16 protein-coding genes are annotated in these 17649 nt (G+C 59.9%); 10 read left to right on the top strand and 6 right to left on the bottom strand.

Translation table 11 applies throughout. The features are described from left to right. Nucleotides 1-144: 144 nt before the first annotated feature. From DU29_RS0116085 to DU29_RS0116075, 3 genes are all read right to left on the bottom strand, one after another. Nucleotides 145-933, bottom strand: a complete 789-nt coding sequence (locus DU29_RS0116085) for an OmpA family protein (protein WP_028622588.1) — start codon at nt 931-933, stop codon at nt 145-147. A 50-nt stretch (nt 934-983) separates the two neighbouring features. Continuing rightward, on the bottom strand, nt 984-1397 hold the full coding sequence (locus DU29_RS0116080; RefSeq protein ID WP_028622587.1) for a DUF4398 domain-containing protein: 414 nt from the start codon (nt 1395-1397) through the stop codon (nt 984-986). Between the two features lie 308 nt (nt 1398-1705). Beyond that, complete coding sequence (locus DU29_RS0116075) at nt 1706-2038, bottom strand: hypothetical protein (RefSeq protein WP_028622586.1); 333 nt, start codon at nt 2036-2038, stop codon at nt 1706-1708. A gap of 202 nt (nt 2039-2240) precedes the next feature. On the opposite strand from DU29_RS0116075, the gene ppc reads away from it, so the two are divergent. From ppc to DU29_RS0116040, 7 genes are all read left to right on the top strand, one after another. Continuing rightward, nucleotides 2241-4871: a phosphoenolpyruvate carboxylase gene (ppc, locus tag DU29_RS0116070; protein ID WP_028622585.1), complete on the top strand. Its 2631-nt coding sequence runs from the start codon at nt 2241-2243 to the stop codon at nt 4869-4871. Between the two features lie 289 nt (nt 4872-5160). Further along, nucleotides 5161-5811, top strand: coding sequence for an adenylate kinase (gene adk / locus DU29_RS0116065; protein WP_028622584.1), 651 nt, complete (start codon nt 5161-5163; stop codon nt 5809-5811). 86 nt (nt 5812-5897) lie between these two features. Next, nucleotides 5898-6572 (top strand): tRNA (adenosine(37)-N6)-threonylcarbamoyltransferase complex dimerization subunit type 1 TsaB, encoded by a 675-nt coding sequence (gene tsaB / locus DU29_RS0116060; protein WP_028622583.1) that lies wholly within the window; start codon nt 5898-5900, stop codon nt 6570-6572. Between the two features lie 256 nt (nt 6573-6828). Then, complete coding sequence (locus DU29_RS0116055; protein WP_028622582.1) at nt 6829-7134, top strand: hypothetical protein; 306 nt, start codon at nt 6829-6831, stop codon at nt 7132-7134. Nucleotides 7135-7136: 2 nt separating this feature from the next. Beyond that, nucleotides 7137-7994 carry a DUF72 domain-containing protein gene (locus DU29_RS0116050; RefSeq protein WP_028622581.1) on the top strand — a complete coding sequence of 286 codons (858 nt, stop codon included), beginning with the start codon at nt 7137-7139 and terminating at the stop codon, nt 7992-7994. A gap of 32 nt (nt 7995-8026) precedes the next feature. Continuing rightward, nucleotides 8027-8848: an isocitrate lyase/PEP mutase family protein gene (locus DU29_RS0116045; RefSeq protein ID WP_028622580.1), complete on the top strand. Its 822-nt coding sequence runs from the start codon at nt 8027-8029 to the stop codon at nt 8846-8848. Between the two features lie 2 nt (nt 8849-8850). Then, nucleotides 8851-9546, top strand: coding sequence for an extensin-like domain-containing protein (locus tag DU29_RS0116040; RefSeq protein ID WP_028622579.1), 696 nt, complete (start codon nt 8851-8853; stop codon nt 9544-9546). Between the two features lie 3 nt (nt 9547-9549). Here the strand turns inward: DU29_RS0116040 and DU29_RS0116035 are convergent, their stop codons facing one another. Beyond that, nucleotides 9550-10170 (bottom strand): hypothetical protein, encoded by a 621-nt coding sequence (locus tag DU29_RS0116035; RefSeq protein WP_028622578.1) that lies wholly within the window; start codon nt 10168-10170, stop codon nt 9550-9552. 93 nt (nt 10171-10263) lie between these two features. Here DU29_RS0116035 and DU29_RS0116030 point away from each other — a divergent pair, with 93 nt between their 5' ends. Beyond that, a complete protein-coding gene (locus DU29_RS0116030) occupies nt 10264-11046 on the top strand; it encodes a class I SAM-dependent methyltransferase (protein WP_028622577.1) in 783 nt (260 codons plus the stop codon). Between the two features lie 131 nt (nt 11047-11177). Here the strand turns inward: DU29_RS0116030 and DU29_RS0116025 are convergent, their stop codons facing one another. Then, nucleotides 11178-11822: a TetR/AcrR family transcriptional regulator gene (locus tag DU29_RS0116025; protein WP_028622576.1), complete on the bottom strand. Its 645-nt coding sequence runs from the start codon at nt 11820-11822 to the stop codon at nt 11178-11180. A gap of 94 nt (nt 11823-11916) precedes the next feature. Between DU29_RS0116025 and DU29_RS0116020 the strand changes: the two genes are divergently transcribed. Both DU29_RS0116020 and DU29_RS0116015 read left to right on the top strand, forming a co-directional pair. After that, entirely contained in the window at nt 11917-13017 is a 1101-nt protein-coding gene (locus DU29_RS0116020) for an efflux RND transporter periplasmic adaptor subunit (protein WP_028622575.1), read from the top strand. A gap of 5 nt (nt 13018-13022) precedes the next feature. Further along, nucleotides 13023-16094 (top strand): efflux RND transporter permease subunit, encoded by a 3072-nt coding sequence (locus DU29_RS0116015; RefSeq protein WP_028622574.1) that lies wholly within the window; start codon nt 13023-13025, stop codon nt 16092-16094. 848 nt (nt 16095-16942) lie between these two features. On the opposite strand, the gene DU29_RS0116010 is transcribed toward DU29_RS0116015, so the two are convergent. After that, nucleotides 16943-17632, bottom strand: coding sequence for a DUF4197 domain-containing protein (locus DU29_RS0116010; protein WP_028622573.1), 690 nt, complete (start codon nt 17630-17632; stop codon nt 16943-16945). Nucleotides 17633-17649 lie beyond the last annotated feature (17 nt).

Raw genomic sequence — 17649 nt, 5'->3', positions numbered from 1 at the left:
AGCCTCGTTTCACTCGACAGCTCCTACAGGAGAACGCAATCCAATGTAGGAGCTGTCGAGTGAAACGAGGCTGCGATCTTTTGATCATGACAAAAAGCCCCGCCTGATCGACTCAGGCGGGGCTTTTGTGTTCCAGCGTGGAGCTTAGTTCGAGCTAACAGACGAACGCGGCGCCACAGGCTGGTTGTCGTTGGAAATGGTCACTTCCACACGACGGTTCATTGCACGACCCGAAACGCTGCTGTTTTCAGCAACCGGGTATTCCTTGCCGTAACCCTGAGCAACGATGCGCGCTGGATCAACGCCCATTTTCACCAGAGCCATGCGCACGGAGTTTGCGCGGCGCTCAGACAGCGACTGGTTGTACGAAGCCGCGCCGGTGCTGTCGGTATAGCCTTCGACAATCACTTTGCGGTCCGGGTTTTCCTGAAGGAATTGCGCCAGTTTGTTGATATTCACCAAACCGCTGGATTTCAGGTCAGCCTTGTTGGTGGCGAACAACACGTCACCGAAAGTCACCACTGTACCGCGATCGGTCTGCTTGGCGTTCAGACTGTCCTGCAGCTGCTTGATCTGCTGATCACGAGCGTCCAGACGCGCCTGGGCACGTTGCGCCGATGCATCCTTCAAGTTGGCTTCTGCGGTGCGCAGGGCGATGGTCTGTTTCGCCACTTCTACGCGCTGATTGGTCAGATAAGCCAGTTGATCAACTTTGTACTCGTCTTCTTTGTTCAGATAAGCCTTGTCGGCCTTGTCCAGATAATCGCTGGCATCTTTGGTTTCCAGCGCCGCAACTTTGCTCGCCTGCGGGTTGGCTTGCAGACCGCTGTAGTTGGTACGGGCCTGTTCCAGATTCTGGTTAGGCGGCGTCGAGCAGGCAGCCAGTGCAACACTTGCGGCCAGCAGGGCAGGGATCATCAATTGTTTACGCATGTTGGTTTCGTCCTTTTAAGTCGAATAAGAAGTACGTCGCAGCAGAGCGCTTATTGCACGGTGCGCTGGCTTTCCTGACGCAGTTCCTGAACCCCTTTCTGGGAATCCCTCACAGCCTGTTCGGCTTTCATCGCTTGAGCTTTGCGCTCGGCAACGCGAGCGTCCCACTCAGCCTGTTCGGCCAGAATGCGCGCTTGTTCGTAATCCTTGTCGTGCATGGCCAGTTCGGCCTGCTTGAGTTTGTCCTGAGCGGATTTCATTTCCACCGCTGCAAACTCGGTACCGCCAGCGCTGACGGCGCTGTTGACTGCCGATTGGGTGACAGCGTATTGCTCGCTCGGCGGGTTGCCGGCGCAACCGGCCAGTACGAAGGTGCTGCCGAGTGCCAAGGCTGCCAGCTTCAAACCGCGCAGTGAAGTAAACGAGGATTTGGCAGTTGGGGTCTTCATGGTTTTCAACTCCATTGTGATAACTCCTGAAAAACAAAAAATCCATCCTGGGTGTGGAGCCGCAACCGTTATTTTCCGGGGTATTTTGAAACGGTCGTCCCAGGCGTGGTTAATGGCTGTGACCCGAGACGTTTTTCAAAAGTTCAGCAAGTATGGCCAATCGCCTGAAAAAAATTCCGACCAACTGGACAAGGCCCTATGTCGGGAACTTTGACGATGGGAAGGGGTACGCGCGGGGAAATTCGAGTGAGATTTTTGGGCGATCACACACCCTGCAGGAGCAAGCTCGCTCCTACAATTGAGGTCGGACGCAATCAGTGCTTCTAATCGTCCCCCGACACCAAATCATGCAGATGCCGACGGGACAGCGCGAGAAAACGCGGCGTCGGACCGACGTCTTCGTACAGCGGATCGCCTTCCTCATCAGTGGCTACAACCGTCGAACCCTTCACATACGGAAAGCTTTTTTCCAGCTCTTCCAGCGCCGCGCCGATCAATTCGCCGAGCAGTTCTTCCGGGTGTCGCTTGGGGTACATCTCGGTAATGGCCGCCAGCCGGGCAGCCGCTTCCATGTCCAGATGAATCGTGTACCCGGTGTCGGTCAATCGACCCTTGGCGTTTTCTTCCCAATGCTGGGCAAGTTCGCGGATTTTCATAATGACCTCATGGCGCTCCTGCTCGTGGCAGGCCCTGTGAATGTCCGGCATCTGGCCGGCTAAAGCCGTTGTGTGGCTTACCCTTGAGACTAGCTTTAACGCCAAGGGTTTAAAGTCCCTTCGTCGTTTGCTTGTAAGAAGCGGCCCGGGACGGCACTCTTTGAGGTCTTGGCTGACCGGATTTTTCGCTGGAGAACTGCTGATGACCGATATTGACGCACGCTTGCGCGAGGACGTTCACCTGCTGGGTGAGCTGTTGGGCAATACCATTCGTGAACAGTACGGGGATGGCTTTCTCGACAAGATCGAGCAGATCCGCAAGGGCGCCAAGGCGGACCGTCGTGGTTCGATGGACGCGGAGCTGAGCGCCAGCCTCAATCAACTGAGCGAGGAAGAATTGCTGCCGGTCGCGCGTGCGTTCAACCAGTTCCTCAACCTGGCCAATATCGCCGAGCAGTATCAATTGATTCACCGGCGCGAAGAGTCGCAGCCGGCGCCGTTCGAAACGCGCGTGTTGCCGGAGCTGCTCGCGCGTCTGCTGGCCGAGGGGCATAAACCCGAGTCGCTGGCCCGGCAATTGGGGCGACTGGAAATCGACCTGGTGCTGACTGCGCATCCGACTGAAGTGGCGCGTCGCACGCTGATCCAGAAATATGACGCCATCGCCGCGCAACTCGCCGCGCAGGATCATCGCGACCTCACCAGCGCCGAACGCGAGCAGATCCAGACAAAGCTGCAGCGCTTGATTGCAGAAGCGTGGCACACCGAAGAAATCCGCCGCACCCGGCCGACTCCGGTCGATGAAGCCAAATGGGGTTTTGCGGTGATCGAGCATTCGTTGTGGCAGGCGATCCCGAACTATTTGCGCAAGGCCGACAAGGCCCTGCACGACGCTACCGGTCTGCACTTGCCCATGGAGGCGGCGCCGATTCGCTTTGCCTCGTGGATGGGCGGCGACCGTGACGGCAACCCGAACGTGACTGCTGCCGTTACCCGTGAAGTCCTGCTGCTGGCGCGGTGGATGTCCGCCGATTTGTTCGTGCGCGATATCGATCACCTGGCGGCCGAATTATCGATGCAGCAGGCCAGCGACGCGCTCAAAGCCAAGGCCGGGGACAGCGCCGAGCCCTACCGCGCGGTACTCAAACAGCTGCGCGAACGCCTGCGCGCCACGCGTAGCTGGGCTCACGCCTCCCTGAGCACAGCCACCGCCGTCAGCGCCGATGTGCTGCAAGACAATCGCGACCTGCTTGATCCACTCGAGCTGTGTTACCAGTCGCTGCACGAATGCGGCATGGGCGTGATCGCGGACGGACCGCTGCTCGATTGCTTGCGTCGGGCTGTGACGTTTGGCCTGTTCCTGGTGCGCCTCGATGTGCGCCAGGATTCGACTCGACACTGCGCCGCCATGACCGAAATCACCGACTACCTGGGGCTGGGTCGCTACGAAGACTGGAGCGAAGAGCAGCGCATCGACTTCCTATCGCGCGAACTGAATAACCGTCGGCCATTGCTGCCGGCGTATTTCAAACCGTCTGCCGATACCGCGGAAGTGCTCGCCACCTGCCGCGAAATCGCAGCGGCACCCGCTGCATCGCTGGGTTCCTACGTGATTTCCATGGCGGGCGCCGCTTCCGATGTGCTGGCCGTGCAACTGCTGCTCAAAGAGTCCGGCGTATTGCGACCGATGCGCGTGGTGCCATTGTTCGAGACCCTCGCCGACCTCGATAACGCGGGCCCGGTTATCGAGAAACTGTTGCTGCTGCCGGGGTATCGCACGCGTCTGCAGGGGCCGCAGGAAGTGATGATCGGTTACTCGGATTCGGCCAAGGACGCCGGCACCACGGCGGCGGCGTGGGCGCAGTACCGGGCGCAGGAGCGTCTGGTCGATATTTGCCGCGAGCAGCAAGTCGAACTGCTGCTGTTCCACGGTCGCGGCGGCACCGTGGGTCGTGGTGGCGGTCCGGCACACGCGGCGATTCTGTCGCAGCCACCGGGTTCGGTCGCGGGGCGTTTCCGCACCACCGAGCAAGGGGAAATGATTCGTTTCAAATTTGGCCTGCCGGACATCGCCGAGCAGAACCTCAATCTTTACCTGGCGGCCGTCCTTGAAGCGACGCTCTTGCCGCCGCCGCCACCCGAGCCGGAATGGCGGCATCTGATGGACGAATTGGCGGCAGACGGTGTCAGCGCTTACCGCGCCGTGGTGCGGGAAAATCCGCAATTCGTCGAGTATTTCCGCCAGTCGACGCCCGAGCAGGAGTTGGGGCGCTTGCCACTTGGCAGTCGTCCGGCGAAGCGTCGCGCGGGCGGCATCGAGAGCTTGCGGGCGATCCCGTGGATTTTCGGCTGGACCCAGACTCGCTTGATGCTGCCGGCCTGGCTCGGCTGGGAAGCGGCGCTGAGCAAGGCGCTGGAACGCGGTGAAGGCGAACTGCTGGGGCAGATGCGCGAGCAGTGGCCGTTCTTCCGCACGCGCATCGACATGCTGGAAATGGTCCTGGCCAAAGCCGACGCCGATATCGCACAGTCCTACGATGAGCGTCTGGTCGAGCCGGAACTGCTGCCTTTAGGTGCGCATTTACGCGACCTATTGTCGCAGGCGTGCGCTGTCGTGCTTGGGCTGACTGGCCAGTCGCAACTGCTCGCGCACAGTCCCGACACCCTGGAATTCATCCGCCTGCGCAACACCTACCTCGACCCGCTTCATCTATTGCAGGCTGAGTTGCTGGCGCGGTCGCGGCAGCAGGAAGTCGCGCAGGGCAGCCCCGTGGAACAGGCGTTGCTGGTGTCTGTGGCGGGGATTGCCGCTGGATTGCGAAATACCGGCTAAGGTTTCGCTGGGCGCGCGCGGCACTCGGTAATGGGCTCAAGTGCCGTTTTCAATTGGCGCGGGAAGTACTGCCAAGCGACAGTTAATGATGGGGTTGCGACTTGGTGCACCCCCTCGCAAGGTCACGCAAGGCGCGGGTTTCTCCGACTTTCGGCGGCTTGTGTGGTCCGGGCCTGCTGTGTATCTTGATCAGCCTTTGGCCGTTTGGGCGGTCACGACCCTGTTTTTTTAGATTCGCCCCACGAGGCGAATCCGTTGTTATCTATATAAAAATTTGAGGAGCACATCGATGCGCGTCATTCTGCTGGGAGCTCCCGGGGCCGGAAAAGGTACTCAGGCAAAGTTCATCACCGAAAAGTTCGGCATCCCGCAAATCTCCACCGGCGACATGCTGCGTGCTGCGGTCAAGAACGGCACCGAGCTGGGCATCAAGGCCAAGAGCATCATGGATGCCGGTGGTCTGGTCTCCGACGATCTGATCATTGCACTGGTCAAGGACCGTATCGCTCAGTCCGACTGCGCCAACGGTTTCCTCTTCGACGGTTTCCCGCGCACCATTCCGCAGGCCGAAGCGCTGGTTGATGCCGGTGTGGAGCTGGACCACGTTGTCGAAATCGCCGTCGATGACGAAGAAATCGTTCAGCGCATCGCCGGTCGTCGTGTGCACGAAGCCAGCGGTCGCGTTTACCACACCGTCTACAACCCGCCGAAACTGGCCGGCAAAGACGACATCACGGGTGAAGCACTGGTGCAGCGCAAGGACGACACTGAAGAAACCGTGCGTCATCGCTTGTCGGTCTATCACTCGCAGACCAAACCGCTGGTTGAGTTCTACCAGAAGCTCTCCGCTGCGACTGATGGCAAGCCGAAGTACAGCCACATTGCAGGCGTCGGCTCCGTTGAAGCGATCACCGGCAAGGTGCTCGAAGCGCTGAGCTGAATATCGCTTGATCTTCTACGGCCCGCTTGCGGGCCGTAGTTGTTTATACTGGCGCACTTTTTCTGACCTTTCTTGTGGAAACATCGATGAGCACCTTGCTGGCCCTGGACACCGCGACTGAAGCTTGCTCCGTTGCCTTGCTGCATGACGGCAAGGTTACGAGCCATTACGAGGTGATCCCGCGCCTGCACGCGCAGAAGTTGTTGCCGATGATCCAGCAACTGCTCGCCGACGCTGGCACCACATTGCAGGCGGTGGATGCGATTGCATTCGGCCGTGGACCGGGCGCGTTTACCGGGGTGCGAATTGCGGTTGGCGTGGTGCAAGGGCTGGCGTTCGCGCTGGATCGTCCGGTTCTTCCGGTATCAAACCTCGCCGTGCTGGCGCAGCGGGCTTATCGCGAACACGGTGTCAGCCAGGTCGCTGCCGCCATCGATGCGCGCATGGATGAAGTGTATTGGGGCTGCTACCGCGAAACGAACGGGGAAATGCGTCTGGTCGGCAATGAAGCAGTGTTGCCACCGGAAGCGGCAGGACTGCCCGCCGATACCAGCGGCGAATGGTTCGGTGCGGGCACCGGTTGGGGGTATGCCGAACGCATCGCCGTCAATCTGAGTGGCCAGGATGCAGCGATGTTGCCGCATGCCGAAGACTTGCTGACCCTGGCGCGATTTGCCTGGGAGCGCGGCGAAGCGATCGTCGCAGATGACGCTCAGCCGGTTTATCTGCGCGATAAAGTGGCAACCCCGAAAGCGCGTTGATCTGGCAGACCGAGTCGGCCCCATCGCGGGCAAGCCCGCTCCCACAGGTTTCGAGTCGACCGCAAATTGGTGAACGACACAGACCTTGTGGGAGCGGGCTTGCCCGCGATGGCGGACTCACATCCAACGCCAATCGTCAGTTTCTCCCCCCGTTTTTAAACCTTTTCGTATTTCTGTGTTCTAGTTATCACTCGGCTGTTTGCGAAGTGTGCTGCGCGCCACTAAACTGCCATCATTGATACCGAGCCTTGACGTTATGCGTATAGACGGCCTTTCCTCCCAGTCCTACCCCATCAAGCGCAAGCCTGCCAGAGGGCGTGTGGTCGAGGACGACTCCATCGATATCGATGGCGAACTGGAATTTCCCTCCGAAGAGCAAATGGCCGCTCGTGCCGCCAAGGCTTCCGCGCAACGCCTGAGCAACCTCCCGGCCCGTCAGCAAGACATGCTTTACCACCGCGCCATGAGCAAAAGTGTCGCGATGGCACTGGCCAGCTACCTCAGCACCGCCGGTTTTGTCGATTGGGATGCGGATGTGCTGGGTCTCGACCTGTACATCTGACGGTGCTGCCTTACTTCCTCGGCTGCCCGTCGTGGAGTGAAAACGCATGGCGTGATTACCTTTATCCGCCTGATGCAAAGCCTGCTGAATTCCTCAATTACTACTCGCAAATATTTAATGCCGTAGAGGGCAATACCACCTTCTACGCGAGCCCGGCTGCGTCCACGGTGCAGCGCTGGGCCGAGGTCATGCCGGAGCATTTTCGCTTCACCGCCAAGTTTCCTCGCGACATCAGCCACGGCGGAGATTTGCGCGAACAAATCACCAACGCCGAAACGTTCCTTAACTTGCTCAGTCCGTTGGGCGCTCGCGTGTCGCCGCTGTGGTTGCAGCTGTCGAAAGGCTTCACGCCGCAACGCTTGCCCGAACTGGCGGCGTTCATCGAAGCCGTTGACCGACCCCTGGCCGTCGAAGTACGCCACGATGAATTTTTCGCCAAGGGTGACGCCGAGCGCGCGCTCAATCGGCTGTTGCTTGAGCGTAGCGTCGAACGCATTTGCCTGGACCCGCGCGCACTGTTCAGCTGCACATCGACCGACCCCGCCGTGCTGCACGCGCAATCACAGAAACCCCGAGTTCCGCCGCGGCCGGCCGCGTTCACGCAGTTTCCGCAGGTGCGCTTTATTGGCCATCCGCAGCTGGACGCCAATGATCCATTCCTCGAGCCTTGGGTCCAGAAATTCGCTGAATGGATTGAAGAGGGGCGCACGCCCTACATCTTCCTGCACACTTCCGACAATCTGTTAGCAGCGAAACTCGCGCAACGTTTTCACGCACAACTGATGCTGCGTTTGCCTGGCCTGCCGCCGCTGCCTGAGTTATACAGAGAGCCCGCCGCCGAACAACTTGGCTTGCTCTGAGGCGTCCTCATCCCTACTTCAGGAGCCTGCCAATGGATGCGCAAACCCTTCGAGCCCAAGCGTTCAAAGCCCTGCACGAGCGCGACGGGGCGTTTGTCATTCCCAACCCGTGGGACGCGGGCTCGGCAAAAATGCTCGCCAGCCTTGGTTTCGAGGCATTGGCGACCACCAGCGCTGGCTACGCCTTTTCTCAAGGCCGACCGGATGGTGGCCTGACGCTGGACGATACGTTGGCCAATGTTCGGGCCATCGTCGCCGCCACCGATCTGCCGGTGGCAGTCGATCTGGAAAACGGCTTCGCCGATGACCCGGCGCAATGCGCACAGAGTATCTTGCGCGTTGCGGATGCAGGGGCCGTTGGCGGTTCGATCGAAGACGCCACGGGCCGCGAAGACGCACCGATCTACTGTTTCGAGCACGCCGTTGCGCGCATCGAAGCCGCCGTCGCCGCCGCCCGCAGCTTGCCATTCCCCTTTACGCTCACGGCGCGGGCCGAGAATTTCCTGCATGGCAATCCTGATCTGGACGACACCATTCGCCGCTTGCTGGCATTTGCCGACGCCGGCGCCGATGTGTTGTACGCGCCGGGGCTGCGTAGTGCTGAAGATGTCTTGGCGGTGGTGCGTGCCGTGGCACCCAAACCGGTCAACGTGCTGATGTCCGGCGGGCTGAAACTGACGGTCGAGCAGTTGAGTGAAATGGGCGTCAAACGAATCAGCGTCGGGTCTGCGTTTGCGCTGGCCGCGTATGGCGAGTTCTTTCGCGCCGCTCAAGAGGTCAAGACGTCCGGCACCTTCGGCTTCACCTCGCGCTCAATGCCTTTCGCGCAGGCCAATCAATTGTTCAAGGGCTGAAGATGCGGTTTCGTTGGGGCCTATGGCTGATGGTATTGATCATTGGCGGCGCCACATTGAGCGTCTGGCGAGGCTGGCTCACGCTGCCGCCGCAGTGGAATCCGTGGGCACCGCTGGACGTCAGGGCCGATCCCAACTTTCTGACGCGCTATAAACTGATGCAACTGCGCGGTGACCCGCAACTGTGCGATCAGGTCCTGAGCACTTCAGGCCTGCGCGTGGCCCGTCAGGCCGACAGTCCCGACGCGAAATGCCCGTTGACCAACACGTTACGCGTGCAGGGTGGCGAGGTGGCGCTGAGCAGCAGCTTCCTCGCCAGCTGCCAATTGGCGGTGTCGTTTGCGCTGTTCGAGCGCCACGCCCTGCAACCGGCGGCTCAGGCGATGTACGGCCAATCGGTGAGCCGCGTCGATCATCTGGGCAGCTTCGCCTGTCGCAACGTTTACGGTCGCGAGAACGGCCGGCGCAGTCAGCATGCCAGTGCCGATGCATTGGACATCGCCGGATTTCGTCTGGCCGACGGCCGCGCCATCAATGTGCTGAAGGACTGGCCGAAGGATAATCAGGACGCGAAATTTCTCCGCCAGGTTCGCGACGGCGCTTGTGACACGTTCAGTGTGGTGCTGAGCCCGGATTACAACGCCGCCCATCGCAATCACTTTCATCTCGATGTCGGCCCGTGGTCGGTCTGTCGTTGAGGTTCAGGCGGCGATGCGCAGGTTCTGCAGCACGATCGGGCGCGCCCAGCCGATGTCGAAATCGAAGTTCTTCTGTTGTTCCACCAGCTCTTCGGACGAGAACGGCGGGAAAGGTTTGTCGAGCAGGTCCATTTCGAATTCTGCGATAGGCAGGTGCAGCGAACGTGGTTGCGGTGCCGCGCCAGGTACTGGCATTGGCTGGCCGTGAGTGAGCACGATCGGGCGAACCCAGCTGCTTTCGAAGTCCTGTTGCTTCTGTTGAGCAACGATCTCGTCGGCCGGGAACGGTGGGAAAGGCTTGTCGGCCAGCTCCATCTCGAACTCGGCAATCGGCAGGAATAACGGCTCAGGCGGCTTGACCCGGGTTTCTGTCACATCGCATTCGCGCTGCGAGACGATGTGCGCGAGCAGCTCGCTGCCGACGGTGGGTTCTTGCGGACTTTCGACATCTACGGGCGGGAAGTTCAGCGATTTCGGCAGCACATCCCCCGACTGCTCGGCCAGCGCCCGGGCAAAGAAATCCTGCCACAGGTGACTGACACCGCTCAGCGCTTGGGTATTTCGCAGGCTGTAATCGCCGTAGGGCGAAATGAAGCCTGTGAATGTAGGTTGAATGTCTGACATTTTTCTCGGTCGACGCCCAGCTCTGGCAAAATGCTCGTTAGTTTTGTTATCGGCCGTTTTCGCCGATCATTAATTTTTTGAGCGTGTTTTCCCATGATTGAGCAACCTGCGGCTTGCCGCATCCATGTCGAAGCCCTGAGCACGGCATTTCAGGTCCAGGCCGAGCAGTGGGCCGAGCGCCTGGAGCTGCCGCTGCAGGTCGCCGATGGTGAATTTGCCTTGCAGGTGGGTGAACACGGGTTGCAACTGCAGCAACTGGGGCCGGACGCACCGGGGCCGGTGCGGGTGGACTTCGTCGAGGGTGGCGCGGCGCATCGCCGGTTGTTCGGTGGCGGCACGGGGCAGATGATCGCAAAAGCTGTCGGCATCGCGCAGGGCGTGCGGCCAAGGGTGCTGGATGCTACGGCGGGGCTAGGCAAAGATGCGTTCGTGCTGGCCAGTCTCGGTTGCGAGATGAGCCTGATCGAGCGTCAGCCACTGATCGGTGCTTTGCTCGAAGACGGGTTGGCGCGCGGCGCCGAAGATTTCGAGGTGGCGTCGATCGTGGCGCGGATGCGTTTGCTCAAGGGCAATTCGATCGAGGTGATGCGCAACTGGCAAGGGGAGCCGCCGCAGGTGATCTACCTCGATCCGATGTTCCCGCACCGTGAGAAAACTGCGCTGGTGAAGAAGGAAATGCGCCTGTTTCGACCGCTGGTGGGCGATGACCCGGACGCGCCGGCCTTGCTTGAAGCTGCGCTGGCGCTGGCCAGCCACCGAGTGGTAGTCAAGCGACCGCGCAAGGCGCCGTGCATTGCCGGGCCGAAACCGAGCCATGCGCTGGATGGCAAATCCAGTCGGTATGATATTTATCCGAAGAAGGCGCTGAAGCCCTGAGACCGCGTCGCCTCCTTCGTCGGAACGCCGCCCGGAGCAGGCTCGCTCCCACACTGGATGTGTGTCGAGTGAAGATCAAATGTGGGAGCGAGCCTGCTCGCGAAGGGGCCAGCCGGGACGACCGAAAGTCGTCAGGCTGTCGCTGGTCGATACGCCCGCATAAACAACCCGACCACTTCCTGCACATGGCTCTCCGCCGCGTCGCCGGTTAATGGCTCGCCGCAGCCATACAACAGCCGAAAATTCGCCGCACCCTTGAGCAGGCAAAAGAAATGTTCGGCAGCGTTGTGCGGCTTGTCGATGCTCAGCGCGCCAATCTGATCAACCTTGCTCAGTAGCCGCTCCATGCCCTGCAGCATGCGCTGGGGCCCCGCCTCGAAAAAAATCTGCGACAGCTTCGGATCCTGGCTACCCAACGTCATCATCAACCGATGCAGATTCACCGATTCGTCGCTGTTGATCAGATGGTGGAAGCCTCGCGCAATGTTCATCAACACCGCTTCCACGCTGATCCCGTCGGGCAATTCAAAAAACAGCTTAGGCAATTGCTCCTCGCACTTGGCGACAACCGCAGCCGAGAACAAGGTCTCCTTGTCGTTGAAATGGCTGTAGACGGTCAGCTTTGACACGCCAGCCTCGGCTGCTACGGCATCCATGCTGGTGCTCGCGTAACCCTTGGTCAGAAAGAGAATTTTTGCCGCATCGAGGATCGCCTGGCGCTTGGCCAGATCCTTGGGGCGTCCCGGACCGTTCGAGGTTGGAAGATTGTTCGACATTATTCGCTTTTAATACTGGACTGGTGAGTTTGCTATTAATAACATACCGGCCAGTATAATTATTCCAAGCACCATTAGCGAAAGGTCCTTCACCATGTTCCGCTATGCCTTGCCCCTCGCGTTGCCAGTCGGTCTGGCGTTTTTATTGTCTGCGTGCGGGCATGAAGAGGCGCCTCAGGTCAGCGTCCGACCGGCGATGGTGGTGCAACCAGAGCCTTCGGCCCAGGCAATGGAAAGTTTCCCCGGTGAAGTGCGAGCGCGCTATGAGCCGGAACTGGCCTTCCGCATTGGTGGCAAAGTGAGCCGACGGCTGGTCGAAGAGGGGCAACGGGTCAAGGCCGATCAGCCGCTGGCCGAGCTCGATCCGCAGGATGTACGCCTGCAACTGGAAGCGACCCGTGCGCAGGTCACTGCTGCCGAAGCCAACCTGAGCCTCGTGCGGGCCGAGCGCGACCGTTATAAAACGCTGATGGACCGTCAGATGGTCAGCCGTTCAGCGTACGACAATTCCGAAAACCTTTACCGCTCCGGTGAAGCACGCCTCAAGCAAATCAAAGCTGAATTCAACGTCTCGACCAACCAGGCCAGTTACGCCGTCCTGCGTGCGCCTCAGGACGGTGTGGTGGCCAAACGTGCAGTTGAAGTCGGGCAAGTAGTGGCCGCCGGGCAAACGGTGTTTACCCTGGCCACCGACGGCGAACGCGAAGTGCTGATCAGTTTGCCGGAGCAGAGTTTCGGTCGCTTCAAAGTCGGCCAGCCAGTTACTGTGGAATTGTGGACGCAACCGGATCAGCGCTTCACTGGGCGCATCCGCGAGTTGTCGCCCGCGGCCGATCCGAAATCGCGGACGTTCGCCGCGCGTATCGCCTTCACCGCTGGCAAGGTGCCTGCCGAGCTCGGTCAGAGCGCTCGGGTTTTCATCCAGACTGCCGACGTCATTTCACTGTCGGTTCCGCTGTCCGCGGTCACCGCCGAAAACGGTGCCACCTATGTCTGGGTGCTCGGCGCCAACAACACGTTGAAGAAAGTCCCGGTTCGGGTCGGTGCCTTCGGCGAAAAAACCGTGCCGGTGCTCGAAGGCCTGAACGCCAGTGACTGGGTGGTGGCCGCCGGGGTTCATGTGCTTCTCGAGGGACAACAGGTGCGACCGGTGGATCGCTCCAACCGCGTGGTCAATCTGGCGGAAAAGGAGTAAGTCCCATGGGTTTCAATCTTTCTGAATGGGCGCTGCGTAATCGCCAGATCGTACTGTTCCTGATGATCTTGCTCGCAGTCGTCGGCGCACTTTCCTACACCAAGCTGGGGCAAAGCGAAGATCCGCCGTTCACCTTCAAAGCCATGGTCGTGCGCACGATCTGGCCGGGCGCGACCGCGGAAGAAGTCTCGCGGCAGGTCACTGAACGCATCGAAAAGAAGCTGATGGAAACCGGCGAGTACGAACGCATTGTCTCGTTCTCGCGCCCCGGTGAATCGCAAGTGACGTTTATTGCCCGCGATTCCATGCATTCGGTGGACATCCCAGAGCTCTGGTATCAGGTCCGCAAGAAGGTCAGCGACATTCGTCACACTCTGCCTCCGGGGGTTCAGGGGCCGTTCTTCAACGATGAATTCGGTACCACCTTCGGCAATATCTACGCGTTGAGCGGCGACGGTTTTGACTACGCGGTACTCAAGGACTACGCCGACCGGGTGCAGATCCAGCTGCAACGGGTGAAGGATGTCGGCAAGGTCGACCTGTTGGGGCTGCAGGATGAGAAGATCTGGGTCGAACTGTCCAACGTCAAACTCGCCACCCTTGGTCTGCCACTGGCAGCGGTGCAGCAAGCGCTGCAGGAGCAGAATGCGGTGTCAACGGCGGGTTTTTTCGAAACCACCAGTGAACGATTGCAGCTACGGGTGTCGGGGAATTTTCAGACAGTTGAAGAGATAAAAAACTTCCCGATCCGCGTCGGCGATCGCACGTTCCGTATCTCCGATGTCGCCAATGTGCGGCGCGGTTTCAACGATCCCCCTGCGCCACGTATGCGTTTCATGGCAGAGGACGCGATCGGTCTGGCCGTCGCCATGAAGGACGGTGGCGACATTCTGGTACTGGGCAAGGCGCTGGAAGTCGAGTTCGCGCGGATCCAGAAAAACCTGCCGGCGGGCATGCAACTGCGCAAAGTCTCCGATCAGCCGGCAGCGGTGAAAACCGGTGTCGGAGAATTCGTTCAGGTGCTGGTAGAAGCCTTGGCGATTGTGCTGCTGGTGAGCTTCTTCTCACTCGGTGTGCGCACCGGCATGGTGGTGGCGCTGGCGATTCCGCTGGTGTTGGCGATGACCTTTGCCTGCATGTATTACCTTGGCATCGGCCTGCACAAGATTTCCCTCGGTGCGCTAGTACTGGCGTTGGGGCTGCTGGTGGACGACGCGATCATCGCCGTGGAAATGATGGCGATCAAAATGGAGCAGGGCTTCGACCGGGTGAAGGCCGCGAGTTACGCCTGGACCAGCACCGCGTTCCCGATGCTCACCGGTACGCTGATCACCGCCGCCGGTTTCTTGCCGATCGCCACCGCGCAGTCGGGCACCGGTGAATACACCCGCTCGATCTTCCAGGTGGTGACCATCGCGCTGCTGGCATCGTGGGTGGCGGCGGTGGTTTTTGTACCGTATCTGGGGGAAAAACTCCTGCCGGATCTGGCGAAAATTCACGCCGCCAAACACGGTACCGCCAACGGCGAATTCGACCCTTATGGCACGCCGTTTTATCAACGTGTCAGGCGACTGGTGGAGTGGTGCGTGCGACGCCGCAAAACCGTGATCGTGCTGACCGTTGCGTTGTTCGTTGCGTCGGTCGTGCTGTTCCGGTTTGTCCCACAACAGTTCTTCCCGGCATCCGGTCGTCTTGAATTGATGGTTGACCTGAAACTGGCCGAGGGCGCGTCCCTGAGCAACACCGCTGTTGAGGTCAAGCGCCTGGAAGCGCTGCTCAAGGACCATGCCGGCATCGACAACTATGTGGCCTATGTCGGCACCGGTTCTCCGCGATTTTACCTACCGCTCGATCAGCAACTTCCTGCGGCGAGCTTCGCCCAGTTTGTCGTCCTGGCCAAAACCATCGAAGAGCGCGAGACCTTGCGCCTGTGGCTGATCGAAACGCTGAATGAACAATTCCCAACCCTGCGTTCGCGGGTCACTCGACTAGAGAACGGCCCGCCCGTGGGGTATCCGGTGCAGTTTCGGGTGACCGGTGAGCACATCGAGGAAGTGCGCGCGCTGGCAAGAAAAGTCGCCGCCAAGGTTCGCGAGAATCCGCATGTGGTCAATGTCCACCTCGATTGGGAAGAACCGAGCAAGGTCGTCTATCTGAATGTCGATCAGGACCGCGCCCGGGCGCTCGGGGTGAGCACGGCGAACCTGGCGAAATTTCTGCAGAGTTCGCTCACGGGGTCGAGCGTCAGTCAGTATCGCGAAGACAACGAGTTGATCGAGATTCTGCTGCGCGGCACCCTGCATGAGCGCACCGAATTATCGTTGCTGCCGAGTCTCGCGGTGCCCACTGACAACGGTCGCAGCGTAGCGTTGTCGCAGATCGCCACGCTCGAATACGGTTTTGAAGAAGGCATTATCTGGCATCGCAATCGGCTGCCTAACGTGACGGTCCGCGCCGATATTTATGGCAAGCAGCAACCGGCGACGCTGGTGCAGCAGATCATGCCGACGCTCGATCCGATTCGCGCGCAATTGCCGGATGGCTATTTGCTGGACGTGGGCGGCACGGTAGAGGACTCGGCGCGCGGGCAGAATTCGGTAAAGGCCGGGGTGCCGCTTTTTATCGTGGTGGTGCTGACGTTGCTGATGCTGCAACTGCGAAGTTTCTCACGCACGGTGATGGTGTTTCTGACGGCGCCACTGGGGTTGATCGGGGTGACGTTGTTTCTGATGGTGTTTCGTCAACCTTTCGGGTTCGTGGCGATGCTGGGGACGATTGCGCTGTCGGGGATGATCATGCGTAATTCGGTGATTCTGGTGGATCAGATCGAGCAGGACATCGCGGCGGGGCTGAAGCCTTGGCAGGCGATTATCGAGGCGACAGTGCGACGCTTCCGCCCGATCGTTTTGACGGCGCTGGCGGCTGTGCTGGCGATGATTCCGCTGTCACGCAGCGTGTTTTTCGGGCCGATGGCGGTGGCGATCATGGGCGGGTTGATCGTGGCCACCGCGTTGACGTTGTTGTTTTTGCCGGCGTTGTATGCGGCCTGGTTCAGGATCAAGAAAGAACCGTCCTGATCTGGACGGGACTGGTGCTACATGCAAAGTCTGCGGCTGGCCTAAATCTGGTGATAAATGCAAAATCTGCGGCTGGCCCTAAAATCTGTAGGAGCCGGGCTTGCCCGCGATGGCGGTGTGTCATTTAACTCAGACGGTGACTGACCCACCGCCGTCGCGAGCAAGCTTGCTCCTACGGGGCTGGTGCTGGATGCAAAATCTGCGGCTGGCCCTAAAATCTGTAGGAGCCGGGCTTGCCCGCGATGGCGGTGTGTCATTTAACTCAGACGGTGACTGACCCACCGCCGTCGCGAGCGAGCTTGCTCCTACGGGGCTGGTGCTGGATGCAAAATCTGCGGCTGGCCTAAAATCTGTAGGAGCCGGGCTTGCCCGCGATGGCGGTGTGTCATTTAACTCAGACGGTGACTGACCCACCGCCATCGCGAGCAAGCTTGCTCCTACGGGGCTGGTGCTGGATGCAAAATCTGCGGCTGGCCTAAAATCTGTAGGAGCCGGGCTTGCCCGCGATGGCGGTGTGTCATTTAACTCAGACGGTGACTGACCCACCGCCATCGCGAGCGAGCTTGCTCCTACGGGGCTGGTGCTGGATGCAAAATCTGCGGCTGGCCCTAAAATCTGTAGGAGCCGGGCTTGCCCGCGATGGCGGTGTGTCATTTAACTCAGACGGTGACTGACCCACCGCCGTCGCGAGCAAGCTTGCTCCTACGGGGCTGGTGCTGGATGCAAAATCTGCGGCTGGCCTAAAATCTGTAGGAGCCGGGCTTGCCCGCGATGGCGGTGTGTCATTTAACTCAGACGGTGACTGACCCACCGCCATCGCGAGCAAGCTTGCTCCTACGCGGGGAATGTCAGAGGGTCCCGAACACTTTCTTCGCCAGACTGGTCGCTGCAGCCGCCGGGTTCTGGCGGATGGTTTCTTCCTGTTTGCCGATCATTTCAAACAGGCCATTCAGCGCCTGTTCCGTCACATAACCTTCAATATTGGCGCTCTTCGTATCGACGACACCAAAGGCGGCCGCCTGTCCGGCAAACGAGTTGTACTGCCTGGCCAGACCGACCTGATCAGTGGCTTTTTTGACGATCGGCAGGAATTTCAGGCGGATCTGTTCACGGCTGGTCTGGCTCAGGTATTGCGTAGCCGAGTCGTTGCCGCCGCTGAGGATGCCTTTGGCATCTTCTACGGTCATTTTTTTCACAGCGTCGACGAGGATTGGCTGGGCCTGAACCACGGCGGCCTCGGCGGCCTTGTTCATACTGGTTTCCAGTTGATCGACTTGAGCGCCCATGCCGAACGCTTTCATCTTGCTGGCGACTTTGCCCAGTTTGCCCGGCAGTTCGATTTTCACCTCGGGATTGTTGCTGAAGCCGCCCGGTGCGCCGAGTTGTTTGACGGCCAGTTGTGCACTTTGCGTCAGTGCATCTTTCAATCCGCCGGTAGCATCCTTTTGCGACAGGTCATTGAGCGACAGTGCAAGCGCGCTGGCGGAAATCATCAGGCCTGCGCACAGGCCGGCAAAGCGTAGGGTAGGGCGGAGCATGGCGGCTTCCTCTCAAC

The organism is Pseudomonas sp. Ant30-3 (genome assembly GCF_000690905.1).
Taxonomy (GTDB): Bacteria; Pseudomonadota; Gammaproteobacteria; order Pseudomonadales; family Pseudomonadaceae; genus Aquipseudomonas.
Note: the sequence above shows the minus strand (reverse complement) of the source record. Positions and strands in the feature narration are given on the sequence as shown.